20 protein-coding genes are annotated in these 26,648 nt (G+C 56.8%); 10 read left to right on the plus strand and 10 right to left on the minus strand.

The window, feature by feature from the left end; translation table 11 throughout:
• The 3 genes from spoT to gmk all read right to left on the minus strand — a co-directional run bounded on the left by spoT (position 1) and on the right by gmk (position 3,104).
• Entirely contained in the window at positions 1–2,100 is a 2,100-nt protein-coding gene (gene spoT / locus JQC75_RS01320; protein WP_203325732.1) for a bifunctional GTP diphosphokinase/guanosine-3',5'-bis pyrophosphate 3'-pyrophosphohydrolase, read from the minus strand.
• 24 nt (positions 2,101–2,124) lie between these two features.
• Positions 2,125–2,403: a DNA-directed RNA polymerase subunit omega gene (gene rpoZ / locus JQC75_RS01325; RefSeq protein WP_011758386.1), complete on the minus strand. Its 279-nt coding sequence runs from the start codon at positions 2,401–2,403 to the stop codon at positions 2,125–2,127.
• Positions 2,404–2,480: 77 nt separating this feature from the next.
• A complete protein-coding gene (gene gmk / locus JQC75_RS01330) occupies positions 2,481–3,104 on the minus strand; it encodes a guanylate kinase (protein WP_203325733.1) in 624 nt (207 codons plus the stop codon).
• Between the two features lie 187 nt (positions 3,105–3,291).
• On the opposite strand from gmk, the gene JQC75_RS01335 reads away from it, so the two are divergent.
• The 5 genes from JQC75_RS01335 (at position 3,292) to JQC75_RS01355 (ending at position 9,189) form a co-directional block, all read left to right on the plus strand.
• Positions 3,292–4,773, plus strand: a complete 1,482-nt coding sequence (locus JQC75_RS01335; protein WP_203325734.1) for a hypothetical protein — start codon at positions 3,292–3,294, stop codon at positions 4,771–4,773.
• A gap of 84 nt (positions 4,774–4,857) precedes the next feature.
• Positions 4,858–5,724, plus strand: coding sequence for an NTP transferase domain-containing protein (locus tag JQC75_RS01340; RefSeq protein ID WP_203325735.1), 867 nt, complete (start codon positions 4,858–4,860; stop codon positions 5,722–5,724).
• Positions 5,717–6,781, plus strand: coding sequence for a phosphotransferase enzyme family protein (locus tag JQC75_RS01345; protein WP_203325736.1), 1,065 nt, complete (start codon positions 5,717–5,719; stop codon positions 6,779–6,781). Before JQC75_RS01340 ends, JQC75_RS01345 begins: the two co-directional genes overlap by 8 nt.
• A gap of 82 nt (positions 6,782–6,863) precedes the next feature.
• On the plus strand, positions 6,864–7,631 hold the full coding sequence (gene lgt, locus JQC75_RS01350; protein ID WP_203325737.1) for a prolipoprotein diacylglyceryl transferase: 768 nt from the start codon (positions 6,864–6,866) through the stop codon (positions 7,629–7,631).
• Between the two features lie 127 nt (positions 7,632–7,758).
• Positions 7,759–9,189, plus strand: a complete 1,431-nt coding sequence (locus JQC75_RS01355) for an MFS transporter (RefSeq protein ID WP_203327088.1) — start codon at positions 7,759–7,761, stop codon at positions 9,187–9,189.
• A gap of 139 nt (positions 9,190–9,328) precedes the next feature.
• Here the strand turns inward: JQC75_RS01355 and JQC75_RS01360 are convergent, their stop codons facing one another.
• From JQC75_RS01360 to JQC75_RS18965, 4 genes are all read right to left on the minus strand, one after another.
• Positions 9,329–11,698, minus strand: a complete 2,370-nt coding sequence (locus JQC75_RS01360; RefSeq protein WP_203325738.1) for a hypothetical protein — start codon at positions 11,696–11,698, stop codon at positions 9,329–9,331.
• A 196-nt stretch (positions 11,699–11,894) separates the two neighbouring features.
• Positions 11,895–12,590, minus strand: coding sequence for a sulfotransferase family protein (locus JQC75_RS01365; RefSeq protein ID WP_203325739.1), 696 nt, complete (start codon positions 12,588–12,590; stop codon positions 11,895–11,897).
• Between the two features lie 8 nt (positions 12,591–12,598).
• On the minus strand, positions 12,599–13,567 hold the full coding sequence (locus JQC75_RS01370) for a LysR family transcriptional regulator (protein ID WP_203325740.1): 969 nt from the start codon (positions 13,565–13,567) through the stop codon (positions 12,599–12,601).
• Between the two features lie 124 nt (positions 13,568–13,691).
• A complete protein-coding gene (locus JQC75_RS18965) occupies positions 13,692–13,823 on the minus strand; it encodes a hypothetical protein (protein ID WP_275403200.1) in 132 nt (43 codons plus the stop codon).
• Here JQC75_RS18965 and JQC75_RS01375 point away from each other — a divergent pair.
• A complete protein-coding gene (locus JQC75_RS01375) occupies positions 13,822–14,325 on the plus strand; it encodes a lactoylglutathione lyase family protein (protein WP_203325741.1) in 504 nt (167 codons plus the stop codon). The genes JQC75_RS18965 and JQC75_RS01375 overlap by 2 nt on opposite strands.
• Positions 14,326–14,385: 60 nt before the next feature.
• On the opposite strand, the gene JQC75_RS01380 is transcribed toward JQC75_RS01375, so the two are convergent.
• The 3 genes from JQC75_RS01380 to JQC75_RS01390 all read right to left on the minus strand — a co-directional run bounded on the left by JQC75_RS01380 (position 14,386) and on the right by JQC75_RS01390 (position 16,499).
• Complete coding sequence (locus JQC75_RS01380; protein ID WP_203325742.1) at positions 14,386–15,162, minus strand: HNH endonuclease; 777 nt, start codon at positions 15,160–15,162, stop codon at positions 14,386–14,388.
• 113 nt (positions 15,163–15,275) lie between these two features.
• Positions 15,276–15,887 (minus strand): paraquat-inducible protein A, encoded by a 612-nt coding sequence (locus JQC75_RS01385; RefSeq protein WP_203325743.1) that lies wholly within the window; start codon positions 15,885–15,887, stop codon positions 15,276–15,278.
• Between the two features lie 243 nt (positions 15,888–16,130).
• Positions 16,131–16,499, minus strand: coding sequence for a response regulator (locus JQC75_RS01390; protein ID WP_203325744.1), 369 nt, complete (start codon positions 16,497–16,499; stop codon positions 16,131–16,133).
• Positions 16,500–16,627: 128 nt separating this feature from the next.
• Between JQC75_RS01390 and JQC75_RS01395 the strand changes: the two genes are divergently transcribed.
• The 4 genes from JQC75_RS01395 (at position 16,628) to pulA (ending at position 26,463) form a co-directional block, all read left to right on the plus strand.
• Positions 16,628–18,061: an alanine/glycine:cation symporter family protein gene (locus tag JQC75_RS01395; protein ID WP_203325745.1), complete on the plus strand. Its 1,434-nt coding sequence runs from the start codon at positions 16,628–16,630 to the stop codon at positions 18,059–18,061.
• 107 nt (positions 18,062–18,168) lie between these two features.
• Positions 18,169–18,858 carry a pyrimidine 5'-nucleotidase gene (gene yjjG / locus JQC75_RS01400; protein ID WP_203325746.1) on the plus strand — a complete coding sequence of 230 codons (690 nt, stop codon included), beginning with the start codon at positions 18,169–18,171 and terminating at the stop codon, positions 18,856–18,858.
• A gap of 299 nt (positions 18,859–19,157) precedes the next feature.
• Entirely contained in the window at positions 19,158–22,088 is a 2,931-nt protein-coding gene (locus tag JQC75_RS01405; RefSeq protein ID WP_203325747.1) for a TonB-dependent receptor, read from the plus strand.
• Between the two features lie 52 nt (positions 22,089–22,140).
• The gene (gene pulA / locus JQC75_RS01410) at positions 22,141–26,463 is read left to right on the plus strand and encodes a pullulanase-type alpha-1,6-glucosidase (RefSeq protein ID WP_203325748.1); all 4,323 of its coding nucleotides are present in this window, start codon (positions 22,141–22,143) and stop codon (positions 26,461–26,463) included.
• Positions 26,464–26,648 lie beyond the last annotated feature (185 nt).

Consider the following 26,648-nt stretch of genomic DNA (forward strand, 5'->3'; position numbering starts at 1 on the left):
CTAACGATTTCGGGAGGTTCTCAGCACCTCGGGCAGAACCCGGATGCGGCGCATCACGTTGGCAAGGTGGATACGATCCCGCACTGAAATCCGCAGGTTAATCAAATACACCCGACCATCACGCTCTTCGGTACTGAGGTTGTGAATGTTGGAACCTTCGCTGGCGATAATGGAGGTGATCTTGGCCAGCGCGCCCTGATGGTTAACGATTTCTACCCTCAGGTTGGCCTGGTATTCCACGCCGTCAACCTTGTCCCAATGCACGGGGATGTACTTGTCAGGTTCGCCCTGATAGCCGCGAATGTTGGCGCAGTTTTCCATGTGTACCACCAGACCCTTACCGGGGCTTACGTGGGCAATCACCGCATCGCCGGGGATGGGGTGGCAGCACTTGGCGAATGACACCAGCATGCCCTCGGCGCCGCGGATAGGCATCAAATGGGTTTCGCTTTGCTTTTCAGGCACGGCGCCACCGGTCAGACGCTGGGCTATTACTATGCTCATGGCATTGCCCAAACCTATGTCGGCCAGCAGACTGTTCAAATCCTTGTGCTTGGTTTCCTGAATAACTTTGTCGAGCAGTTCCGGCGCCACGCTGTCGAGTTTGTTTTCACCCAATGCGTGGTTCAGCAAGCGGCGGCCCAGCGCAATGGCTTCATCCTGCTTGAGGTTTTTCAGCACCTGGCGAATTTTGGCGCGCGCCTTACCGGTAACCACAAAGTTGAGCCAGGCGGCATTGGGCTTGGCGCCTTTCGCCGTAATAATTTCAACGGTTTGACCCGAAATCAGTGGTTGGCTGAGGGGGTAAGCCTGGCGGTTGACCCGGGCGCCCACACAGGTGTTACCCACGTCAGTGTGAACTTCGTAGGCAAAGTCCACCGCGGTGGCACCCACCGGCAGCTCGAGAATGCGGCCTTCGGGGGTAAACACATAAATTTCGTCGGGGAAGAGTTCGGTTTTAACGTTTTCCACAAACTCGAACGAGGAACTGGCGCTTTGCTGAAGTTCCAGCAGACTTTGCATCCACTTACGGGCCCTGACCTGAGTCGTGGTGCTGCCGCTTTCGTTGCCGTTTTTGTAAACCCAGTGAGCCGCAACCCCTTTATCGGCCATTTGGTCCATGTCGTCGGTACGGATTTGAATTTCCACCGGTACACCGTGGGGACCAAACAGGGAGGTGTGCAGCGACTGATAGCCGTTGGCCTTGGGAATGGCAATATAGTCTTTAAAGCGACCGGGGCGCGGCTTATACAGGCCGTGCATGGCACCCAGTACCCGATAGCAGGTGTCGATGGTGTCCACTATGACCCTGAAGGCATAGATATCCATCACTTCCTGAAACTGTAACTCTTTACCGCGCATCTTGTTGTAGATGGAGTAGAGGTTTTTTTCCCGGCCTTTGACCTTGGCATGAATGCCTGCATCTTCCAGTCGTGCCTGGATGCCGGTTTTAATGTTTTGGATAAGCTCTTTACGATTGCCTCGGGCAGCCTTGACCACTTCTTTGAGCACCCGGTAGCGCATGGGGTAATACGCCTGGAAGCCCAAATCCTCCAGCTCTGTCTTGATATTGTGAATACCGAGACGGTTGGCAATGGGGGCGTAAATTTCCAGGGTTTCACGGGCGATGCGGCGACGTTTGTCCGGACGCAGTGCACCCAGGGTGCGCATGTTATGGGTGCGGTCGGCCAGCTTGATGAGGATAACCCGGATATCCTGGGTCATGGCCATCATCATCTTGCGGAAGTTTTCCGCCTGGGCTTCTTTTTTATCGCGGAATTTGAGCTTATCGAGTTTTGACACCCCTTCAACCAAATCGGCCACCGCATTGCCAAACAGCTCAGCGAGATCTTCCTTGGTGACGTGGGTATCTTCGATGGTGTCGTGCAGCAGCGCTGCCATCAGCGTCTCGTGGTCGAGACGCATGTCGGACAGAATCTTGGCTACAGCCACCGGATGGGTGATGTAAGGTTCGCCGCTGGTGCGCATCTGCCCTTCATGGGCATCGCGGGCGACCTGATAAGCCTGTTTGAGTAATGCCACTTGGCCGCTGTCGAGGTAAGCGGAAGCCGATTCCTTTAAACCTTCAAACAGATACAAGTGGCATACCTCCGGGGGCTTGGATTAGAGAGAACGGCCTTCTGCAATCGCGGCAACGGCAGCGATTTCAGCTGCTTCGCGCTCACGCACGCTCTGACGCTCATCGGCGTCCAGAGTACCGGCGTTCACCAGGCCTTTTTCGATTTCGCGCAGGGCGATAACCGTTGGCTTGTCGTTCTGCTCTTCCACCATGGGGTCTTTGCCCTGAACGGCGATTTGACGGGCACGACGCGCCGCAACCAGGATCATGTCAAAACGGTTGCCGATTTGCTTAACGGCGTCTTCTACAGTTACGCGAGCCATGTAGTGGAACTCCCAAATTTAGCCGGTAAATGCACCGGTCCAGTAAAAAAATGACGCAAAAGTGTACACTAAGGCAGTCAGTCTGCCAACAGACCCTTAAGCATATCACCGTGGGTGCGGGCTTGACCAGCGCAGGTTAAGCGCCCGGCGCGGATGATAGCCTGCAAATCGGCCAGGGCCTCATCAAAGTTATCGTTAACGATAACATACTCATATTCAGAGTAATGGGACATTTCAGACACGGCCTGTGCCATACGTGAGGCTATCACTTCATCGCTGTCCTGGCCGCGGCCAATGAGGCGGCGTTCCAGCTCTTCACGGCTGGGGGGCAGAATAAAAATCCCCATGGCTTCGGGCATGAGTTTTTTCACCTGTTGGGCACCCTGCCAGTCGATATCCAAAAATACATCGATGCCGCGCTCCAGGGTTTCCTGTACGGTAAGGCGTGAGGTGCCATAAAAGTTGCCAAACACTTCGGCCCACTCGAAAAAGGCGTCCTGCTCGATAAGCGCTTTAAATTCATCCACGCTGACAAAGTGATAATGCACGCCGTTTTCTTCGCCCGGCCGCGGTTTGCGGGTGGTGTGGGACACAGACACCTGCTTGTCGGCCGGCTTATCTTTCAGCAGGGCTGAAATCAGCGAAGACTTACCGGCACCGCTGGGGGCCGATACGATAAAAAGATTTCCACGAGTGCTCATCTGTTGGCTTTTCCGCTCAGGCTGGTCGCCGGGCCCGGATGTTGGCCCGTCAAAATACAAGAATAAGCCGACTATTATATTCCCGCTGCTGCCTTCTGCGCCAGCCACACGGGACAGACGCTGACATTTCACTGAAAATTGGCTAGTCTGCCCAAGATTATATTGTCATGTTTTCTGAGGTGATGCTTTGCAGCCAGGCAGTTTGTTTACCACCGTGGGTTGTGACAATGGTCGCCGCACCGGCGCCATTGGCTTGGTGACCTACACCCTTCCCGGGATTCTGGTGTTGCTGTTTGGCAGCGGCCATTGGTTGTGGCTGCCCGGAATGCTGCTTGCAGCGCTGTTTGGCCTGTCGCTGGTGCGTCGTTGCCGCGACGCCCACAGGCCCCGTGGCTATCTGGTCGCCGCTCTGGTCCCTTTGCCATTCTGGCTGTTGGTGCTGAGCATGGCTGGCAATGCCGCACTGGGGCTGATTTGCTTTGCTTTGGGCCTTGGTATCACCCTCCTGGTCAGCGTATTGCCATCACGGCCTGCGAAAGACTACGTCGATGGCTATTGGTCGGCGGATATGCCGGTACCTGAGCCTCTGGCTCCGAGGCGTGAACCGACCCTCGGCGCTGAAGGGCTTGATGACGCCTTTGATTCAGCTTGGGATGACCCCGACGAAGACGAAGCAGAGGAAACCAGCGTATGGCGCGCTGCCAGCCGTGCTGACCATGACACCGACATATCTGACGGCAAAGCACAAAACCCGCGGCCCGATAGCCGCTACCGGCAAGCAGGGTTTCACGATGACAGAGAAACTGAACAGGCCAAGACCGATGCACTGGCAGTGTTTGGCATGTCGGCAACCCGCGATCACCATCTGGCCCTCGATGCGAGCTCCGGCATAAAGACCGCCCGCCCACGGACGCTTGAAGAGCCGGTGCAAACAATCGAAGCGCGGCACTCCCACGACATCGACCACCATCATCAGGACGCGCCCATCTGGCAGCAATTTACCCAGCGCAGGGCCGCCGCTGATGTGCGGGATGACGACATGGTTGACGATGAGTCGTTTGCGGGCAATGAAGCCTATGGCGCAGAGCCCGCACCCCGGCCGCTCAGAAGTTGGAGCGATGCCTTCAATGGGGATGGCTCGCTCGAGGTGCTGATGGAGGCCATTTACCTGCACCTTAAAAACTGGTGGCGATTTTATCTGTCCGGCGCGGCAGCCCTCTTGTTGATGGCGGCGGTTGTTGCCATTGGCACGCGCCTGAGCGGCACTACAGAGGCGCCGCTTGAGGCGGCTGATAACACCGAAGTGCTGGCAGCACAAACCACCCGGCTGGAGTCCGGCCTGGTGCTGACCCTCGATAAAGAAGCGCTGATTCTGAGCTGGCGAGCGAACAGTGGCAGTAGCGGCATCATTTGGTCACTCGCCACGGCAGAAGGTGAGCGTCACTGCGCCAGCCTGCTGTTTAACAACGGCAATAGATACCGCCCAATGCAGGTGGCCGACGAGCAGGGGATGCGCCGCGCCCGTTTCTCGCCGCTGGACACCCAGTCCATAGTGCGGGATCTGGCACTTCGGGGGAACGTGCAGCTCTGTGGCCAGGGTTTCAGCCTCAAAGGCAGCCAGGCGGCCATCGAGGGACATCAGGCGTTCGCCGGGTTTCTCACCCCCTGATATTCTGCTGGCGCCTGTAAAAGGCCATGCAGTACACTCTCGGGCTTATTGTGGTGTTTGCGGTTTCCGGGGATTCAAGGCGTTATGGCTGAACTGACATTGGTGATTCTTGCCGCCGGGCTTGGCAGTCGTTTTGGCGGCGACAAGCAGCTGGCCCGGCTTGGCCCCAGGGGCGAAACCATGTTGGAGTTGTCCATTCAAAGCGCCATTAAGGCAGGCTTTACCCGTGCCGTGCTGGTGATTCGTCCTGAACTGGAATCACAGCTCGCGGCGCAGCTGGCCTCTCAGGTTCCCGCCGATTTTGACTTACGTTTTTGCATTCAAGCCCTGGATGACCTGCCTCTGCCTGCCGACAAGCTTGCCGCCTTGGTCGAGGCGCGCACCAAGCCCTGGGGCACGGCCCACGCCCTTTACTGTGCCCGGCACCAACTTAAGGGCCCTTTTGCGGTGATCACCGCCGATGACTTTTATGGCGATCATGCCTTTGCCTGTATGGCCGAGGGCCTCAAGCGTGGCGGCTGGTTAATGGTTGCTTATCCCCTTGCTGCCACCCTATCGGAGCACGGCGGGGTAAATCGCGGCATTTGCCAGGTCAAAGATGGCTATCTTGCCCGGGTTGAAGAATACAAAGAGATTATTGCGTCTCAGGGGGGCCTCGAAGGTCGCTTTCAAGGCCAACTGTGGCCATTGGCGCCCGATGTACCGGTTTCCATGACCCTGTGGGGATTTGATGACAGCGTTGTCAGCTGGTTGCGGGACGCGTTAATATCCTTTCTTTTGGCATCGCCATTGCCGGGGGAGGAGTGTTATCTTCCCGATGTTGTGCAAGCCGGTATCGACCAGGGACAACAGGTTCGGGTCGAAACCGCCCAGGGGGAATGGCTCGGGGTAACGTACGCAGATGATGTGCCCCGGGTAAGATCAAGATTGATGGAGTTATTGAGTGATTGAAGTTATCCGGCAGCGGGTTCTGCCTCACTATGGATTGGAAGGCAATGCTGCGAAGGTTTCACCTCTGGGCAATGGACACATCAATGACACCTTTCTGGTGACCTGGGACGAGGGCAGCATGGTGCTGCAGCGTCTCAATACCAGTGTGTTCCCCACTCCCTGGACCCTGGTGGAAAATGCCGAACTCATCAGTCGCCATTTGGGCGAAAAAGAAGGCAAAGACTACGAACTGAAAGTGGTCAGTCCCAAAACCACCGCCGGGGGCGAGCTGGGCATTGATTTGGGCGAGGCTGGTTTCTGGCGCGCCATTCGTTATCTCAAGCACTCCAGCAGCATAGATGTGGTTGGCAGCGAGGCTCAGGCCGAGCAGGCCGCCCGTGCCTTTGGGCATTTCGCCCGTGCCCTGTGCGACTTCGACGCCACCCAGATTGGCGATGTTATTCCCAAGTTTCATTTCCTGCCGGGCCGTTTGGCGGCATTGGAGCAGGCGGTTGCCGACGACAGGGCCGGTCGCCTCGCCAGTTGCCGTGAGTGGGTCGATTTTGTCCTCGGCCAGCGCGGCCTGCTTAACGAACTGGCGGCGCTCGAGCCCAAGTTGCCGCTGCGGGTTTGCCATAACGATACCAAAATCAATAACATGCTTTTTGATAAGCGTGACGACTCCGCCATGGCCATCATCGATTTGGATACCTGTATGAAGGGCCATCTGATGTATGACTTTGGCGACATGGTGCGTACCTTTACCTCCCCCGAGGCGGAAGACAGCAAGGCGCTGGACAAGGTGCGGGTACGGCCGGAAATTTTTGCGGCCATTTGTCGTGGTTACCTGGCTGAGCTGGGTGATGTGCTGGAATCGGCAGAGCGCGAAAGCCTGTGGCTGGGGGCCCGTATCATGTGCCTGATGATTGGCGTACGCTTTTTAACGGACTACCTGAATGGGGACCTCTATTTCCACGTACACCGTGAAGGCCACAATCTGGACAGGGCCGCCAATCAGTTTACCCTGTATCAGAGCTTGCTGACCCAGGCCGACCGCCTCAAAGCCTGCATTATTTGAATGACAGCACCGCCCGTTTGGTAACTCAGGGGGCGGTGTTTTCCTGTCTCAATACCCGATTTATTACGAGAGAGCCAAGCCTATGACCTGGAATATCGACCCCATACTGTTTCAATTTGGCGGCATCAGCCTGCACTGGTATGGGCTGCTGTTTGCCTGTGGTATCTGGGGCGGCGCTGCCCTGCTCAAGCATATGCTGAAGGAGTCCGGGCAAAATGTGGGTCTGGTGGATGATCTCTTTTTCCCGGTGTTTATCGGCATTATCGTGGGCGCACGCTTGCTGCATTGTCTCGCCTATGAGCCCGACTTCTATCTCGCCCATCCCATGGAAATCCTCTACATCTGGAAGGGCGGCCTCGCCAGCCACGGCGGTGGCCTGGGCGCCATTTTGGGCGTGCTCTGGGTCGCCAAACGCAAAAATCTTAACCTAATGTATTTGCTGGACTATCTTGCCCTTCCCACCCTGGTATTTGCCGTGTGTGTGCGCCTTGCCAACCTGATGAACTCAGAAATTTACGGCAAGGTGACCGATGGCCCCTGGGGGGTGATTTTTGCCCGGGTAGACATGCTGCCAAGGCATCCGGCGCAGCTGTATGAGGCCCTCGGCTACCTGCTGCTGGCGGTGCTGCTGTGGCAAGTGCGCCGCGCCTTACTGGCACTGGAAGGACGCTTGTTCGGCGCCTTCCTGATAGGCGTGTTTGTTATCCGCATGCTGGTGGAATGGGTCAAGCCCGAGCAGGCAAGCTACATCCCCTCGCTGCCCTTAACCGTTGGGCAATTGCTCAGCGTGCCCTTTATTCTGGTGGGCATCTGGCTGTGGCTGCGTGCCCGCACTGGAAAGCGGAGCTGAGCCAGAGCAACTGAACCAGGGCGGCAGGCGTTAACGCCGCTTTTTCCTGATTGGCCAATTGCTCTTGCAGGCGCAGTTGGCCATAATTCCCGCAACCTTATCGCCCAATCGAGCCTGCGCCGAGCCCATGTCTTTGCCTATTTCTGCTGAAGAAGCCTCCCAAACTGCCGGACGACGCACAGAGCGCTGCCGATGGCTGAGAGACACCTTAAAGCGCTCACAGCAGGAAGCGGTTGCCTCGTCGGCCATGACGGCCACATCCGATAATTTCTTCAATGCCTTTGCCATTTTTATGGGGGCGACCCTTGGGCAAATGGCCTGGGTCAGTGGCTTGCCGCAGCTCTTTGGTGCCTTGTCTCAACTGTTGTCTGTGTGGCTGGCCAGCCACTTTGCCCGCAAGGGATTCATTACGTTTTGTGCGGCCTTGCAGGCGCTGGTGGTGCTGTCCATGGGCGCACTGGCGGCGTTTCGGCCAGAGCATGGCGTCTGGCTCTTTATCGCGCTGGCGGCGCTCTATCACGGGTTTATTAATCTTATTCAGCCCCATTGGCGGGCCTGGATGGGGGCCGTGGTGCCACCAAGGCGCAGGGGCGCATTTTTTGCCGCCCGCACCCGGCTGACCATGGGGGCATCGCTCACGGTGTTTTTCCTGGGTGGCGGTATCCTCAGTTTGTGTGACAGTGCCGGCATGGCCTGGCTCGGCTTCAGCCTGCTGTTTTCCATTGCGGCCATGGGGCGCTGGGTGTCGGCCTGGCTGCTTTGGCAGATGCACGACCCCGAACCCAGGGCGGTGCGCACCCCGGGGGTATTTGTTCGCACCCTCAAGAATTTTCGCGAAGCCTGGAAAGACGCGACCTTTCGCCAGTACAGCCTGTTCGTGGCCGGTATGCAGGCCATGGTGGCCATTTCGGCGCCCTTCTTTGCGGTGTACATGTTGGAAGGGCTTCACTTCAGCTATCTGGAGTTTGTGCTCGCCAGCGTCGCCTCCGTCATGACCCAGTTTGTTACCCTGAGATTCTGGGGGCGTTTCAGCGATCTCTATGGCAACCGTTTGGTGATGCTGATTACCTCAAGCCTTATCCCCAGCCTGCCGCTGTTGTGGCTGTTCTCAGATAACTATGTGTACATTTTGGCGATTCAGGCTTTTTCCGGCTTTGCCTGGAGCGGCTTTACCTTAAGCACGGCCAACTACCTCTATGATATCCGCCCGTTTCGCTCCGACTTTGCCACCTACGCCGCGGTGCAGTCGGCGCTGAGCGCGGCCCTGGTGTTTGTGGGCGCCATGGTGGGCGGCTTTATTGCCAGCCATGCGGCGGATTTCCTGAGTTTTACCGGTTGGGAGCTGGCCAGCCCCATCTTCGTGGTGTTTCTGGTGTCTACCTTGCTGCGCACCCTGGTAACACTCTGGTTTATCCCGCGTGCGGTAGAACCCAGGGTCAGGCCAAGACCGGATCTGCTCCGGCTGGTGTTTCGCATCCGGGGCTTTAACGCCATCAGCGGCGTGGCGCTGGATTTTCTGACCGTAGTGCGTAAGCGCCGCGATGGGTCTTCCGACTAATGGCGTGGTCGAGTAGCGCTTGTTGGCGGGTTCATGGCTGTTTCGGCGGTGTGCATTCAAAAGCAGGCGGGTTGGTAAACAGGGGTATTGGGGTAGCAAAAAGCCCGGTGTTACCGGGCTTTGATATCATCTTATTGTGCTAGTTGGCTTGCGCCATTCGCTGCCACTTGTCGCTCCAGACTTCACCGGCGCTGCCATCCATCTGTGACCACTCGGCTTCTTCGCTGTAGCCTTTAATGGAATAGTAGTCGCCATCTTTGCCGACAATACTCAGGTAGGCACGCATCGCTACGCCGCCATTGCCGTCGTCCACTTCTACCACCACTTCACCCATGTCATTAATATTCCAGGTGAATGCCGTGGTCTCGGCCGGTTCTTCGTGATAGTCGGTAAAGTTGCCGCCCTCGCTGTTGAAGCGTATGACGGTTTCAAGGGTGCCATCAGAGTCATATTCCTTAAACTCGAACCCAACCAACATATCGCTGGTAAATGCCATGGCCGCCATACCATTGCGACATTCGCTCACCAGCGTGCGGTACTGGGTCAGAGACTTGAGTGTGCCGGTGACAGGCGAGTTTGAACTGTCGTCCCATTCTGAGTCGCCGGTGTCACACACAAAGCCGGTGTGCGGCCCATCTCCGCCGCCGGAGCCGGGCATCAGGCTCAGATCCAGCTTGGTGAGAATGTCGTTTTTCGCGGCCAGATTGAAAATCACTTCATCATCGTCGCCGGTGCCTGCGGGAATAAACTCGCCCCGGCGCACGGCGCCCTGATGGACTGCCAGCAGCAATTCGCCGTCATCCTCATGTTCGCCAAAGTGTCTCACATCGTCAGGCAGCGTCATCAGTATCAACGTCTGTCCCGATTGCGTGACCTGACGCCACTCGCCGGTGGCATAAAGCATCACCGAGCGCTGGGCTTCGCCTGTGCTGCTTTGGCCCCAATACACCGTGTGATACTTTGCCATGCCGCCTTGAATCAGCTCGGCAAGAATTTGCATGTCGCCATGCCAGGCGATGTAAGGACCTACCAGATTAGCGAGGGTACCGTCTGAGGCGGTGGCCGAGATAAGGGCACTCAAACTGGTGGCAGGGCCTTCACTGCCGCCGGCCATCCGCGACCACACACTGTTGCAATAACCCCCCACCATATCGCCTTCGTTGCAGCCGTCCCAATAGTACAGCCGGTACTGATCGCTGGCGGTTTTGACTTCAATGGCAAAGGCTTTTGCACCCTCACTGAAACTGGCATCGACAGGCATCACCTTATGCCAGGGCCAGGTGTTGTCCTGCTTGGCCAGCAGCACCTTAATACTCAGGCCGCTGAGGGCATACTCCTTGGCACTTATGGTCTCAGCAAGTTGGGGAAAGTCTGGGTGGCTCAGGGTGATGGTGCCGTCATCATTGAGCGCCGTGATCACAGACTCCTCAGTGGTGGCCTGCCAACCCGTATCGGTCAGAATGAAGTCATCGGTGCCGAACTCGCTGTTGTTGTGGGCGACAAATTCGCCGTTTACCAACTCGTAATGCACATCGATGGTCTTTTGGTTAGTGGCATCGTATTTCACGTGGCCGTATTCCAGCCACAATCCGTCGGCGTCGTAGTCGCCATCAAACCAGAAAATGCCGTCACCACTGACTTCGGTGACCAGATTGGCTGCCGCTGCGCTGGCTTCGGCGTGGAGCACCTCAATTTGCTCTTCAAGATTGTCATCGGACACTGACGCTTCGCTCTCCACCTCTTCCGACCCGGCAATGGCGTCGGGGTCGAAATCAGCCCCGGCGTCTTTGGCTGCCTCAACCTGAGCCACTATGGTCTCAAGTGCGTTCACCACAGTGTCCACAATCAACGCGATAAGATCGTCCGCCGAAATACCCGCCGCATCGGCGGCCGCCTGTATTTGAGCCAGATTGTTGGCTATCACTCTGGCGGTGACTTGCGCGACCTGATGCAGTTGCAGGTACTCGGCTTTTTGTTCGTTGGAGAGGCTGTCGTCATTCTGCGCTGCCACATAATCCTGTGTCAGGGATATGGTGGTACCAAGCAATGCCTTGATGGCAGCCTCTGCATCTTCTTCACTGCTGCCCTGTTCCATTTCGCCCTGCACCATGGTGGTCAGTGGGCTGATAAACTCATATCCGGCAGGGGCGCTGAGGGTGTAGCCCCTGGTGATGGCCTCGCCCGTGTCTTCATCAACCGTACCAGCGGTGACTTCCACAACCAGCGGATAAGTATCCAGTTGCTGTTGGGTTGCATCTGTGATGGAAAAACTGCCGCCGGCGCCTGTGGTTGCGCTCGGTTCACCATCATCACATACCTTGTTTTCGTTTAAATCCACGCATACCCTGGCGCCGACCAGATAACCATCGGCAACCTTACCCTCCAGGGTGATAGTAGCGGGTGGGGGAGGCGGCGTGGGTGGCTTAGGGGCATCATTGTTGTCGCTGCCGCCGCACGCGGTCAGTACCGAGCCAAGGGTGGCGGCAATGAGTAATTTGTTGAGTTCCATATGTTCGCTCCGCTGATGTTCGCTGTCTTTCCGTTTTTCAAAGCGTGTGCCCTGTGGCACTCATCCGGCTGCGCTGGCCTGCCCGGGGAGCTTGTCTCCCTCGGTGTGATTGAGCTGATTAGAGCATGATAAAGTGTAGAACCTACGCCGAAGGTAGTAGGTAAAATCAGTGACGACGGGGCAACAATAGTGCAAATCAACCTTTACGGCTGACGGCATAGTCGAAAAAGGCGCGCCGCTCTGGGCCCGACAATTCTGCGGGTATCTTGTTTGGGTGTTTGAACTCATCAAAACCGGCCACCCGGCCTGCCTGATTCAGGTGTGGGAAGGGGGCGTCCTCGGCGACGTCGGCAAGACCTAAAAAACGGTGCAGCGCCGCGAGTGCGCTAGCATCGGCGGGGTTTAACCACAGCAAATCGTCACGTCCGGCAAAATAGGCCTCCACCTGCTGCCTGTGCCTTGTAAAACACTGCTCAAGGTGCGGGGCAGAGAGTATATCCACTTGCCCTGCCTGCGCTTTAGCGAGCTCAAATACCTCATTAAAACTGCGTCTGAGCTGCGGATGAAAACCGCCTTTGGCCCTTGGGTCGAGCTTTGGCAGCATCCGCTCCAGCAGCCGTTGCATCGAGGGAACCCAGCTGTCGATTGTGCGCTCAAGGTAAACAAACTTACTGTTGGGGTAGAGTTTGTCCAGCTTTTGGTAGTCACTGAACACGGGCGCATCGGCGATGGCATCGGCAGCCTCAAAGCTTGCCTTGGTAAAGGCCATGTGCGCTACCTTGAGATGTGCCTGCCCGGCCTTTGGCATGGCTTCCAGCAGGGCCACGCACACACTGGTGGTGCCGGTGCGGGGCAAGCCGATAATAAAAATCTTGTTGATGGACTGGTTCATGGGGTCTTTTATGAGTGGCTGTCGGTGTGCTTCTGCAGCCCAGCCGGGTCGGGGTTCCCGGTCAGCACAGATCCAATAAGGGCCCTGATGGTATCAAATCGGGCGGGCAGTTGCCGCTGGCGCTTGTGAATAAGATACAGGGGCTCGAATACCCGCTCATTGCCAACACAGACCCTGAGTTTGGCCCTGTCACTGAATTGCTCTGCCACCGACAGCGGCAGCACAGTAAAGCCAAGCCCCAGGGACACAGGCAGCAGGATTTGCCCCAACTGATTGATATAACTGCTCACCGGAAAGTCCTCGGCAAAGGCATCCTGGTAGCCTTCATGTTTGCTGTGGGCAAAAAACAGCGACAGGTAATGGGCGGCATCCGGGTGGCTTATCAGCCCCAGGGCTTTGAGCTCGTCTATTGAGGGCAGGGCGGCCTCATCTGTACTGGCATCCGCACTGGTTAGGGTGCCGGCGTTTGCGGGTAATACCAAACACAGCGCCTGAGTGCCTATTTCTGCTTCATTAAACAGGCCCCTCGGCGGCGGCGCCGTGATAATGCCAAGGTCTTTGTCCCCCTGCTGCACCTCGTTGATGATGCGGGCATTGGGCGCGGCCTCCATATGCACCTTAAGCCCCGGATGTTCGGCCTGCAGCGCCAGCAACCGGGGGTAGAGCAGCTGCGCCAGGGCGCCGGAGCAGGCCAGGCGGCAGATGCCGCTGTAGGGATTGTCTTCATCCAAACTGCCAAGCAGCGCCGCCTCAGCCCTGGCTTGGGAAAGCGCATACTGATACAGCCGCGAACCTGCCTCGGTCAGCTCTATACCGCTGCGGCTGCGAAGCAGCAGCTGGTGGCCACAGGCCTGCTCCAGCTTATTCAGGTGCTGGCTTACCCCGGGCTGGGTCATAAAGAGTTTATTGGCCGTTTGGGTAAAGTGGCCTGTGTCCACCAGGGTAACAAAGGTCCTGAGCCACAGTGGGTTTAGCATGGCGGGTTCTCTCAATTCGTCTGCTTTGGGCAAATCGCCAACCCTTATCGGTCCATTTCATAGCTCAGTTGGCTGGTGATTTTAATAACAAATAATTATTGAAATAAGAATATATGATAATTTTTCATTGAGCCATCCCGGGCGTAACCTTTGTCGCATCGGGCAATACCGCAGCGCTTACCAGCAACACACAACCGGGGCTGCAACCATTGTCCTGCTTTTTCGAATACATGATTTCAACGACGAGGTTAGCCATGAACACATATCCACGCAGCTTTTCCCACATAGGTATTTCTGTGCCCGACCTTGAGGCCGCGGTGAAGTTTTACACCGAGGTACTCGGCTGGTATCTCATCATGCCTCCCACCGAGATTGTGGAAGACGACTCGGCCATCGGTGAAATGTGTACCGATGTTTTCGGTGCCGGTTGGGAGCGTTTTCGCATCGCCCACCTGTCCACCGGCGATCGCATCGGCGTTGAGCTGTTCGAGTTCAAAAACCAAGAGAACCCGGAAGACAACTTCGAATACTGGAAAACCGGTATCTTCCACTTCTGTGTGCAAGACCCGGATGTTGAAGGCCTGGCCGAGAAAATCGTTGCCGCCGGTGGTAAAAAGCGCATGAAAGCCCCACGCTACTATTACCCGGGTGAAAAGCCTTACCGCATGATTTATATGGAAGATCCCTTCGGCAATATCCTTGAGATCTACAGCCACAGTTATGAGCTGCACTATTCGAGTGGTGCTTATAACAACTAACAGCATTGATATGATGCGAGACAACAACGTCTGCTTAGCAGGCGTTGTTGTCTATTGGATTTAGGGCTGAAAAATGTGGTTTCTGTGGTGGGATAGAAATTGCTGAGAAGGCATAAATTTCTTCGGAATAAATATTTGCCTATTTTCGTAGCGCTCAAAATTATCGGTTAAAGCACGGTTGTTCTGTTGAAGTAGTTTTGACGATAGCGTCACTTCGAGCTGATCGTTCAGCGTGATTAGGCCCTTGTCGAAAGCTTTGTCGTGCAACGCGGATAAGCAAAGCCCATTGCTGGGATTTAGGCGATTTGCTGTATCTAAACGCCACGGAACTATGTGGCTTGCTACTAATAAATCAGCAATATCAATGCCGGTAATACAGCACTTAAAATCATATGCGCTGAGCACAGCAAGCCTGAATTGACTTTGTCCTATACGAGTTTTAGTTAAGGTTACGTTCTCGGCGCTCGAATAATCAGTTGTCCCTTCAATGAAGTGGCTTATGTCTGGCGGCAATTGTCCTTGCGACCGATAGAGCTTCAAAACCGCATCGGCTGCCGCCACATAGAAGTTTTCCCTGTCATTCGACATCTCAAGCCACATTTGTTTATCCGCTTTGGACGCTCCTTTGAGGCCTGAACGTCCAGACTCAGTGATGCTTGGATCGCAGCTAGCAATGTTCGCCATTTTCATCGAGAGCGACGAGGCGGTTCGCCCCATCAATTTTGCGGTGGATGCTATCTCTTTATTCCCATGGCGGATCTGGCCAAACGGCATTTTGTTGTAAAGATGGAACGCCACGAGTAAATGATCGCGTGTCCAGGGTTGTCGTAACGTCATAGGCACCTTCCTTGTGCCTTGAGTGTAAAAACGTTAGTTGTTAATAGGCAAGCACTTGATATGGCGATTGAACCTCAATTCGCATTTAGAGCTTCGAATGTCGCGTTTCTAATTTATTGAGAGACCTTTTGCTTTCTACCCATCATCACATTGGAGGCGATGGCGAACAGGCAGTAGCCGGTAAAGTACCAGAAGCCGGGCTCGAATTGGGCGTGCATGATGATGAGCTCGCCCATTTGCCCTTTGGCGTTACCGGCGAGGTAGCTGACGATAATGGCCACCACAAACACGTCGGCCATGCTCCACTTGCCGATGGCATCGATAAAGCCTTTGAGCCCCCGGGCGAGGGTGCCTGAAACAAACAGCAGCACGGCCTGGGATACGAGTTTCAGGGTAGGGATCACCACCGAAAAGGTGCCTATGAGTATGCCAACCAGCAGGTTGCCGCTGTCAAACAGGTCGCTGATGGTGCCTAAGATGCTGCGGCTTTTCTGGTAAATCTCGACCTGACCCTCCAGCTGATTAAAGCCCAAAAAGGCCGATACCGAGCCCAGGATGCCGCGCACTTCGCCATCGTCGGTCATGAGTTCTATGGTGGTTTGGGCAAACTGGGATTTGTCGGCCTGGCCGTCGAGGCTCAACATGGGCAGGCTCAGGCCGGGGATTAGCAGCGCCAGGGCGATGAGGATAAGCAGCAATTGCGGCCATTTACTTTGGGTTGTCATTCGATCTCCGGAACACAAAAATCGGCTGCCAGGGCAGCATTGGATATGCATGTATCAGTGATTTGGGCAGTGTTTTAGCCTGTCCGGGCTGAAGGAAAGCTGAACGCCTGCTATTTAGTTGCCGCTGCCGGTGAGCGCTTGGCACATTCCTGTCAAAAACCGTATGGAACAAAAGCAAAGCCGCGCGTTGGGCGACTGTTTGGTGCAGTGCTTGTTGCTTATGTTGGCTGCCCTGTTTGCGCCTTAGTGGCTTAAGTATTTGTCCAGTAAACCGTAAATGGCGTTTGGCATGATGGGTTTGGGCAGATAGTCGGTGGCTCCCAGCTTGAAAGCGAATTCCTGATCCGAGGCTTCTGTCAGTGAGCTTATCACAATGACAGGAATGTCAGCGGTTGCCGCATCAGACTTGAGTTGGCGGATTACCTGATAACCGTTGATGTTGGGCATGGTGATATCCAGCAGCACAATATTGGGGCGCATTACCGACAAGAGTTCGAGTGCGGTGCTGCCTGAATTGGCAGCGGTCACCTCATAGTGTTCCGCCAGCAGCGAGAGGAGCACGCCAATACACACAGGGTCGTCGTCAATGACCAGAATTTTTGCTTTTTCCATTTGCTCCTCTCCCTTTGACGTTATTGCCTGATTTATTGCCTGGTTTGCCGGCGTTAAAAGGCCGGACTTTCAACCTTGAATCGTGCCTGATAAGTTAGCACCATCATGCGTAACATAATAGCAACACTATGAACGAACAAACGCCGTTTGATTTTGCTTCCTTAGCCGCCCAGTTTGCCGCCTTTGCCTGGGGGCCGCACATGCTGTTCCTGCTGGTGGGTGGCGGGTTGTTTTTTCTGATTTATTCGGGTCTTGCGCCTTTTCGCTACCTTAAACATGCCATCGATATAGTACGTGGCAAGTATCCCGAGGCCGATGCCGCAGGCAATATCAGCCATGCCGGGGCCCTGTCGAGCGCCATGGCCGGCACCGTGGGCATGGGCAACATCGGCGGGGTGGCGCTGGCGATAGTGGCAGGCGGCCCGGGGGCCATTTTCTGGATGTGGGTGAGTGCGCTGGTGGGTATGGCCACCAAGTTTTTTACCTGCACCCTGGCAATTATGTATCGCGGCACAGATGAAACCGGCCGGGTGCGCGGCGGCCCCATGTACATCATCACCCATGGGCTTGGCGCCAAATGGAAGCCGCTGGCGGTGTTCTTTTGTCTGGTGGGGCTGGTGGGTAACTTCCCGCTGTTCAACACCAATCAGCTGGTACAAATCCTCAAGGAATATCTGTTTCTCTCCCCCGGCGACACGGGCGTTGCCGTGGGCAGTGGCGAGCATTTTGCCCTGGAGCTGGGAATGGGCCTCGCCATCATGACCCTGGTGGCATTGGTGATTTTGGGGGGGATCAAGCGCATTGCCGCCGTGGCGATTCGGGTGGTGCCGGCGATGATCCTGCTTTACGTGGGCTGCGCCCTCTATGTGATTTTCAGCCATCTCGGCGAAGTGCCCATGCACCTGTGGCGCATTGTGGAAGATGCCTTTTCGGTGCAGTCGGTGGCGGGCGGGATTTTGGGCACCATGCTCACCGGCGTTAAGCGGGCGGCCTTTTCCAACGAGGCCGGTATTGGCACCGAGGTGATGGTGCACGGCAATGCCAAAACCTCAGAGCCGGTGAAAGAAGGGCTGGTGGCCATGCTCGGCCCCGCCATCGATACCCTGTTGGTGTGCACGGCAACGGCGCTGATTATTCTGATTTCCGGCGTGTGGGAGCAGGGCGGCGCCAACGGCATCAGCCTCTCCAGCGCCGCCTTTGCCGAAACCATCCCCGGCGTTGGCCCTTATCTGCTGCTGATTTGCGTGTGCTTTTTTGCCATTACCACCATCTTCACCCAGGCCTTTTACGGCAGTCAGTGCTTCGCCTTCCTCTTTGGTGCAAGGCGCGAGCGCTGGTATTTGTATTTGTATTTGCTGGCGATTTTGTTTGCAGCCACCAATAGCCTTACCGACATAGTCAATATCATCGATGGCGCTTACGGCCTGATGGCCATTCCCACCATGACGGCGGCGCTGCTGCTTGCCCCACGGGTGCGGGCAGCCGCCAAAGATTACTTCCGCCGCCTGCGATCGCAGGGGGATGCAATAGTCGGCAGTGACGACCCGGTGGAGCGACGTTAAAGGCCGCGGGGGCAGAACCAGGGCGAAAAGTCCCGGGCGGGGTTTGGGCGCGGGGGTATTTGGGCGTACAATCGGCGTCCCTGATGCCGTCATTAACAGGAAATGAGATGTCCAACTGCCAGCCGCTCGGTTTTGATTGGGTACTGTTTGATGCCGATGAAACCCTGTTTCATTTCGATGCCTTTGCCGGACTCAAGCGCCTGTTCCAGCGCTTCGGCGTTGACTTTGATGCGGCCCATTATCAGGAGTATCAACAGGTTAACAAGCCTTTGTGGGTTGAATACCAGGAGGGGCGCATCAGTGCCAAAACCCTGCAGGAGCAGCGATTTGCCCAGTGGGGTGAGCGCCTGGGCGTGGCCCCGGCCGCGCTGAACTCGGGTTTTTTATCGGCCATGGCCGACATTTGTGCCCCCTTGCCCGAGGTGCCTGAGCTGCTCGAAAGCCTTAAGGGGCGTTACCGCCTTGGCATCATCACCAACGGCTTTACCGAGCTGCAGCGCATTCGCCTCGAGCGCACCGGCTTTGCCGACCATTTTGAGGTGCTCGTGATTTCCGAAGAGGTGGGCCTTGCCAAACCCGACCGGGCCATTTTCGACCATGCCCTGGATGCCATGGGCAATCCGGCCCGCGAGCGGGTGCTGATGGTGGGCGATACCCTGTCGAGCGACATTCTGGGGGGCCTCAACGCCGGGCTGCACACCTGCTGGTACAACCCAGATGCAAAAGTCATTGAGCAGGGTATCCAGCCCCATCTGGAGATCCGTTGCCACAGCGAGCTGGCCCGTTTGCTGGCCTGACGCCGCTCTCTCAAGAGCTTCCTCCAACTCCGGGCCTCTCTCCCGAGCTCCTTCACCCTCCCAGGCCGCGCGCGCTTTTTCATCGCTCGCGGCTTTGTTTTTCCTGTGTTTTTTCGCTTTTCCCTGGTGTTGCCGATTGTTGCAAATGTTGCGTACTTGTTGTGAATACGTATGCATAAGATTGAGCTGATAATTTGACCAAGCTTAGTATGGGTCCACAGGATCCAATACTCCTTGGTGTCTGCGGTACAGGCGGGTGTTGGCCTCAACAAGTGTCGTAAGACCAGGGAGAAAAACGCATGTTCAAGCTCAAACCCAGTGTCCTGACTCTGGCGTTGGCGGCTGCCGGTTTGCCTTTGGCCATGCTGCATTCAGCGGCATTTGCCGCCGAGCCGCAGCAGAGCGAGCCAACGCAAACCGCTGAAGCCACAGAGAAAGAGACAGACAATCAGGCCAAACTCAATCCGGACGATGTGGAACGCATCGAAGTCACGGGTTACCGCCGCAGTCTTATCGACTCACTCAATGCCAAGCGCTTTGGCGATACCGTTTCCGAGCAGCTGTCTGCCGATGACCTGGGCGCCTTGCCCGATGTGTCCATGGCCGACGCCCTCACGCGCCTGCCGGGGATCTCGGCGGTGCGCACCGGTGGCCAGGCAGCAGAAATCAATATCCGCGGGATGTCCGGCGGTTTTGTGTTTTCCACCCTCAATGGCCGTGAGCAGGTGTCCACCAGTGGCTCACGCAGCATCGAATTCGACCAATACCCTTCTGAGCTCATCAACTCGGCAGCCGTGTACAAGTCGCCAAAAGCATCGCTGATTGAAGGCGGTCTGGCCGGTACTGTGGAGCTGGCCACCGCCAGCCCTCTGGCTGCTGACAAGGAGCAGAATGTCACTGTGAATGCCCGTGGCATGTACAACGACAGGGCCAGCGAAGTGTATGGTGCCGAGGAGTTTGGCCACAGACTGAGTTTTTCCTATCAGGGCAAGTTCCTCGATGAAACCCTGGGCGTGGCACTGGGTTATGCCCGGCTCGAGCAGCCCAGCGTAGCCACCCAGTTTATTGGTCTGGCCTACAGCGACAACAAGGATGTGGACGGCCTGGCCGATGACACCAATGGCCCTGAGGCCAATCCCGCCAACGAGTACATCAGCGAAGGCTTCGAGATGCAGCATCTTGGCGGCGTTGAGGTGCGCAACGGCTATATGGGCGCCATCGAGTGGGCGCCGGTCAGTAACTTCAAACTCAAAGCCGATGCCTTCCTGTCGCGCTTTGACAGCGAAGCCTTTGCCCGTGGTTTCCGGGTGAAACTCGGTGGCCCCACCACCGCCGTGGCCAATCCCGTGCTGGATGGCAACTCAGTGATAGGCGGCACCTTTAACCGCACGTCCCAAAGTTACACCCGGGTGGAACTGGTGAACGATGACAACCAGGACTTCGACCAGGTCAACAGCTTTGGGGTGAACGCCGACTGGCAGATAACCGACCGCCTGAATGTGGCGGCGGACGTGTCTTATTCCTCCGCCAAGAGCGATTTCCGTAACGGCCTTTTGTGGTCAAACGTGGCCGTGGATGCCAATGCCGACAAGCCGTTGTTCGATGAAAACGTCTCCATCAGCTACCTGCTCAATGGGCTGGACCTGCCGGATCTCGGCTTCAATCAGGCCGATGCCTTCTCGGACATCAATAGGGTGATGGTGAGTAAATACGGCATCTATCCCTATGAAAACGAAGATGAAGTAAAAGCCTATCGTCTGGACTTCAAGTACGATCTAGACAGTGACTGGCTGGCGTCGGTGGAGTTTGGCGTGCGTTGGTCCGACCGAACCTACAGCAACGACCGCTCGGTGTTTGAGTATGGCAACGACGGCGGCTTCTCCAGCACCGAGCCGCCACTGCGACTGACCCAGGATATGGTGACAGTGGTGGATTGGAGCGGCGACTTCAGCTACTTCCCCTCTTATCTGGCCATCGACCTCGACAAGGCGCTCAACGCCTGGTTCCCAGAGGGTATCCCTCAGCCGGTGCAAACCTGGGGTAATGCCGATGGGGTGCTCGACCCCATGGGTTACACCACCAACTATTCCTGGTCTGTACTGCAAAGCGGCGAAGTGTATGAAAAGGTGCTGGCCAGCTACCTGATGTTCAACATAGACACCGAAATCGGTGGCTTGCCGCTGACCGGTAACATAGGTCTGCGCGTGGTGGATACGGATCAGTCGGCCACCATGCTGCAAAACGTGGGCGGCGATCCGGCCCAGGGTGCCCAGTACATTGTCGATGAAAACGGCATAGTCAACGACCTCTATGCCCCAACAGTCGTGGGAGTGACCTATACCGACTATCTGCCATCCATGAACCTGAGCCTCAAGCTCACCGACGACAGCCAGCTGCGTTTTGCGGCGGCCAAGGTCATGTCGCGGCCACCCATCAACCGCCTGGCGGGGGATGTCAGTGCCTCGGTTAACGATGATGGCGAGATTAACGGCTCCAGTACCAATAACCCCTTCCTGATGCCCTTCTACGCCACCCAGTATGATCTGTCTTACGAGTACTACTTCGAAGAGGGCGCGTTGGTGGCGGCGCTGTTTTACAAGGACATCGACTCCTTTATCGACACTGTGGCTATCGCCGACTTTGACTTCCGCGGCCACGGCTTCAACGTGCCCGATTACATAGTGGATCCCGACAGCGGTGAGCAGAAAGCCACCACCAACGGCACCTACACCACGGCGGTCAACAACACCGAAGGCGGCTATATCCGCGGTCTGGAACTGGCCTACACCCAGGTGTTTGCGTCACTGCCCAGCCCCTTCGATGGCCTGGGGATGAACACCAGCTACTCCTACACCGACAGTGAGGTGCAGAAACTCACCAGTCTGGGGGGCGACAGTGTGCCTCAGACTCTGGAAGGACTGTCGAAGCACGTTGCCAACCTGACCCTGTTCTATGGCTACGAGGGTTTTGAAACCCGTATCAGCGCCCGTTATCGCTCGTCCTTCGTGTCTGAGCAGGTGGCCATTAACAGTCAGGTAGTGAATTACGATGCCGAAACCGTGATTGACTATCAGGCCTCCTATCAGATTAACGACAATCTCGGGGTGCTGTTCCAGGTCAACAACCTCACCGACGAGCCCACCAAGAGCTACTTCGGCACCGAGGCCAAAACAGGCACCCTGCAGTATTTCGGCCGCCAATTCTTCCTGGGGGTGACCTATGCCATGTAACCCCAGGGCGGTGCGACAAGGACATCAACTCACTTTTACCGAGGGACGACTCATGCTGAGTATCTCTAAACTTGCCCGACTGTCTGCGCTGGTGCTTGGTGCCAGCCTGCTGTGGGGCTGTGGCAGCGATTCATCCGAGCCCGGCGAGGTGCTGCTGACATGTAATGTGCCCATGGTGCCCGACGCCAGCGGCACCCAGTGCGTGGCGCCGCCACCTATCCAGTGCCCGCCACCCACAGTGCCCGATGCCAAAAACGAGCAGTGTGTGGTGGGCGCCGATCCCACCTTGCCTGACCCTGTGTATTTCCCCAAGGCCAACGAGGCGGTGATCTATTACAACCGTCCCAAGGATGCCGATAACAGCCCCAACGATCCTGTTTATAACGGCTATCGGTTGCACACCTGGAACAACGACACCTGTGACGCCTATGCGCCGCCATTCGACAGCAGCGACTGGGCCAATGGCCATGAGTTTGATGGTATAGACCCCAACTACGGCGCCTACTGGATCCTTAACCTCAAGGAAGGCTACGGCGAGTGCGGTAACTTCATCATCCACGTGGGCACCGAGGGCAGCGGCAAGGCTCTGGGTGACGGCGACTTCAAGATGCCCCTCAAACAGGATGACGAAAAGTTCGTGCGGATGAACTTTACCCTCCATGGCACGCCTTCAGTATTTGAGTACCCCATCCTCAATCTGGGCCCACAGCCTGCGGTGTTCAGCAACATGAGTGCCCACTGGCTCGACCGTCAGACGCTCTTATGGGATCAAACCGAAGAAGGCGTGGCCGAGGTTCGGCTGCACTATTCGGCCAAGGCAGACCTGACCATAGATGACAGCGGCATCAGCGGCGGTAGCCATGTACTGACTGCCACCGAACTGACCGAGGCTCAGCAGGCGAGGGCGCCGGAGCTGGCGTCCTGGCAGGCCTATCATTTGGATGTCAGCGCCGAAGAGGCCAAATCTTTGGCCAAGGCGCAGCTGGCGATGGCCGCCTTTGATGCCGACGGCAAGCCACTTTACGCCACCTTTGTACAACAAGCGCGGGCGTTGGATGACCTCTACACCTCCGGCGATGCCGATGCCAATGAGGCAAACCTTGGGGTCAGCTACGATGGCGATGCGGTTACCGCGAGACTCTGGGCGCCCACGGCTCAGGCCGTGACTCTCAAGGTGTATGACGATGCGAAAAACTTAAGTCGCAGCGAGGCCATGACCGAAGACCCGGCCACCGGCATCTGGTCGTTCACCAGTACCGGACTTGACCGCCGCTATTACCGCTATGAACTGACCCTGTATCATCCGGTCAGCAAAAAGCTGGAGACCGTGGAGAGTACCGACCCATACTCGGTGAACGTGTCTGCCAACGGCCGTTTCAGCCAGTTTGTTAACCTCAGTGACATCGACACCATGCCCGAGGGCTGGGATGGCCACACGGTGCCCGAGGTGGCGGATCCCGAAGACATAGTGGTGTACGAGGGCCATGTCCGCGATTTCAGTATCCGTGACGAGAGCACCAGCGCCGCCAACCGCGGCAAGTACCTGGCCTTCACCGAAGAGGGTTCGGCCCCTGTGGAGCATCTGCGTTCACTGGCACAAAAGGGCCTGACCCACTTCCATGTGCTGCCTGTGACCGACATGGCCACGGTGAACGAGCTGGAAGATGAGCGGGTAGAGCTGACCGACACTCTGGGCACACTGTGCAGCAAGATAAACGACAGTGCCGATGCCTGTAAGACCAAGGACAAGGGCGCCACTATCCAGAGCCTGCTGGAAGACAGCCTGCCCGGCTCTGCCGATGCCCAGGCACTGGTGAATGCCATGCGTGGTCTGGATGGCTTCAACTGGGGCTACGACCCACAGCACTTCCTGGCCCCCGAGGGCAGCTATGCCTCAAGCCCCGATGGTGTGGCCAGAGTGAAAGAACTGAGAGCCATGAACATGGCGCTGCACGGCATCGGTCTTCGCACCGTGCTCGATGTGGTGTACAACCACACCAGCTCCTCCGGGCTGTATGACAACTCAGTGCTCGACAAGGTGGTGCCCGGCTATTACCACCGCTACGACCCTGTGACCGGTGCCATGCAGCGCTCTACCTGCTGTGAAAACACCGCCACTGAAAACGCCATGATGGCCAAGCTGATGAACGACACCCTGGTGTCGCTGGCGCTGGACTTCGGTTTTGACGGCTTCCGTTTCGACATCATGGGCCATATTCCCAAGTCGGCCATGCTGGCGGCGCGGGACGCGGTGCGTGCTGTAGACCCCGACACCTACTTCTACGGTGAGGGTTGGAACTTCGGCGAGGTGGCCGACAACCGCCTGTTCGAGCAGGCCACCCAGGCCAATCTGGCCGGCACCGAGGTGGGCAGCTTCAACGACAGAATTCGTGAGGCCATCCGTGGTGGCAGCCTGTTCCAGAGCGAGCTCAAGGACGAAGTGCTGCGGGATCAGGACACCCTGAGGCTGTCCATGGCCGGTAACCTCAAGGACTATGTGCTCAAGGACTTCAACGGCAATTCGGCCAAGGGCAGCAGCTTCAGCTGGAACTCACAGCCCACGGCCTATGCCACCGATCCGGCCGACATCATCAACTATGTGTCCAAGCACGACAACGAGACCCTGTGGGACAAGCTGCAATACAGCCTCCCCGTGGGCATGAGCCTGGAAGACAGGGTTAGGACCCAGAACATTGCTGCCACTGTGCCGCTCTTGAGTCAGGGGATTCCCTTCCTTCAGCTGGGTGGCGACATGCTGCGCTCCAAGTCCATGGACCGTAACAGCTATGACTCCGGCGACTGGTTCAACTATGTGGACTTTACCCAGTCCGGCAACAACTGGAACGTGGGTCTGCCGCTGGCACAGGACAACCAGGGCAACTGGAATACCATCGCCGGTATTTCAGCAAACCCCAATACCGCGGCCTCGGCCAGCGAGATAGGCTTTGCCGCCGAGGTGTTTGGCGAGTTTCTGCAAATCCGTCACCAGAGCAAGCTGTTCCGTCTGACCACCGCCGAGGACATCATTGCCCGGGTGGGCTTCCACAATGTGGGCAAGCGCCAAACCCAGGGTGTGATTGTGATGAGCCTGGATGACGGCGCCGGTCTTAACGATCTCGACCCTGCGGTTGATGCCATAGTGGTGATGGTCAATGGCACGGCAAGCAGCCAGTCCCATACCGTACCCACGGCCTCGGGCTTCAGCCTGCATCCGCTGTTGGCATCTTCCATCGATGCCAGGGTGCGCGGCGCCAGCTTCAGCGCAGGCGATAACGAGGGCACCTTTACCGTGCCTGCCTACACCACGGCGGTGTTTGTTAAGGCCCAGGGCTCGGCGCAGGGCGAAGGTCTGTCGGCCAATGCCACTGTGGGTGCCCCCGATGTGGTGCCCTATGGCAGCACCACTGTGTATGTCCGTGGCAGCCTGAACGGCTGGGGCACAGGTAATCCACTGCAATATGTTGGCAACGGCGAATACCGGGTGGCTATCACCCTGGCGCCCGGCGACTATGAGTTCAAGCTGGCGTCGGAAGACTGGAACACGGTGGACTTTGGCGGTGTGTCTGCGGACGTTGCCGATGTGGAAGAGGGCGTGGCCGAGCAATTGGCGGCCAAGGGTGCCAACCTTAAGTTCAGTGCAGCTCTGGCGGCGACCTATGTGTTCTCCCTCGATGCCAGTGACAAGGATAACCCGCAGCTGACCGTGTACAACGAGGAGCCGTTCCCCGGCACCCAGGTGTACCTGCGCGGTGACATGAACGGCTGGAGCACCGACAACGCCATGACCTATCTGGGTGGCGGCGTTTACCGGGTCGATGTACAGCTCACCGCCGGCAGCAAGGGCTTTAAGCTTGCCTCCAGCGACTGGAGCACAGTGGACTTCGGTAGCGGTGAGGCCGATGGCAGCGTGACCCTGGGCGTGGAGAAATTCCTGGCCGTGAAGGGTGGTAACCTCAGCATGAACTTTGATGAGGACACCAGCTACAGCTTTATCTTCGACCTGTCGAACCGCAGCGAGCCTTTGCTGACCGTGTACAAGACCGACATTTTTGCCGGTACCCAGGTGTACCTGCGCGGCGGCATGAATGGCTGGGGCACAGACAACCCCCTGATGCATCAGGGCGGGGGAGTCTACAGCACCGAGGTCAGCCTCGGCGCCGGTACGGTTGAGTTTAAGGTGGCGAGCTCAGATTGGAGCACTGTGGATTTCGGTGCCCTGTCAGGCGATGTTGCCGATGTGGCGCTGGATCTGGCCGAGCCGCTGGCGGCCAAGGGCGCCAACCTCAAGCTCAATGTGCTTGATGCCGGTACTTACCGCTTCACGGTGGAAGGCCCTGACCCCAAGGCCCCCACTTTGACTGTGACCAAGCTCTGAAGTCGCTTGCTACCAACAGCAAAAGAGCGCCATTAGGCGCTCTTTGTATTGTAGAAGCGAAAAGCGGCGTTATTCTACGTTCTGGATCTGAACATCGAGTATATAAATAATTCTTTAAATATCAGTGATATAAAAATTTTTTAAAAATATTTTTATAATCAGGTCACCAGAAAGTCACCACTAAA

The organism is Shewanella litorisediminis (genome assembly GCF_016834455.1).
Lineage (GTDB): Bacteria > Pseudomonadota > Gammaproteobacteria > Enterobacterales > Shewanellaceae > Shewanella > Shewanella litorisediminis.

Excerpts from the sequence above, each read along its gene's own strand:
- rpoZ (WP_011758386.1), bottom strand. The coding sequence starts at position 2,403 with ATGGCTCGCGTAACTGTAGAAGACGCCGTTAAGCAAATCGGCAACCGT.
- gmk (WP_203325733.1), bottom strand. The coding sequence starts at position 3,104 with ATGAGCACTCGTGGAAATCTTTTTATCGTATCGGCCCCCAGCGGTGCC.
- JQC75_RS01340 (WP_203325735.1), top strand. The coding sequence starts at position 4,858 with ATGGCTGAACTGACATTGGTGATTCTTGCCGCCGGGCTTGGCAGTCGT.
- lgt (WP_203325737.1), top strand. The coding sequence starts at position 6,864 with ATGACCTGGAATATCGACCCCATACTGTTTCAATTTGGCGGCATCAGC.
- JQC75_RS01355 (WP_203327088.1), top strand. The coding sequence starts at position 7,759 with ATGTCTTTGCCTATTTCTGCTGAAGAAGCCTCCCAAACTGCCGGACGA.
- JQC75_RS01360 (WP_203325738.1), bottom strand. The coding sequence starts at position 11,698 with ATGGAACTCAACAAATTACTCATTGCCGCCACCCTTGGCTCGGTACTG.
- JQC75_RS01365 (WP_203325739.1), bottom strand. The coding sequence starts at position 12,590 with ATGAACCAGTCCATCAACAAGATTTTTATTATCGGCTTGCCCCGCACC.
- JQC75_RS01370 (WP_203325740.1), bottom strand. The coding sequence starts at position 13,567 with ATGCTAAACCCACTGTGGCTCAGGACCTTTGTTACCCTGGTGGACACA.
- JQC75_RS01375 (WP_203325741.1), top strand. The coding sequence starts at position 13,822 with ATGAACACATATCCACGCAGCTTTTCCCACATAGGTATTTCTGTGCCC.
- JQC75_RS18965 (WP_275403200.1), bottom strand. The coding sequence starts at position 13,823 with ATGGCTAACCTCGTCGTTGAAATCATGTATTCGAAAAAGCAGGACAAT.
- JQC75_RS01380 (WP_203325742.1), bottom strand. The coding sequence starts at position 15,162 with ATGACGTTACGACAACCCTGGACACGCGATCATTTACTCGTGGCGTTC.
- JQC75_RS01385 (WP_203325743.1), bottom strand. The coding sequence starts at position 15,887 with ATGACAACCCAAAGTAAATGGCCGCAATTGCTGCTTATCCTCATCGCC.
- JQC75_RS01390 (WP_203325744.1), bottom strand. The coding sequence starts at position 16,499 with ATGGAAAAAGCAAAAATTCTGGTCATTGACGACGACCCTGTGTGTATT.
- JQC75_RS01395 (WP_203325745.1), top strand. The coding sequence starts at position 16,628 with ATGAACGAACAAACGCCGTTTGATTTTGCTTCCTTAGCCGCCCAGTTT.
- yjjG (WP_203325746.1), top strand. The coding sequence starts at position 18,169 with ATGTCCAACTGCCAGCCGCTCGGTTTTGATTGGGTACTGTTTGATGCC.
- JQC75_RS01405 (WP_203325747.1), top strand. The coding sequence starts at position 19,158 with ATGTTCAAGCTCAAACCCAGTGTCCTGACTCTGGCGTTGGCGGCTGCC.
- pulA (WP_203325748.1), top strand. The coding sequence starts at position 22,141 with ATGCTGAGTATCTCTAAACTTGCCCGACTGTCTGCGCTGGTGCTTGGT.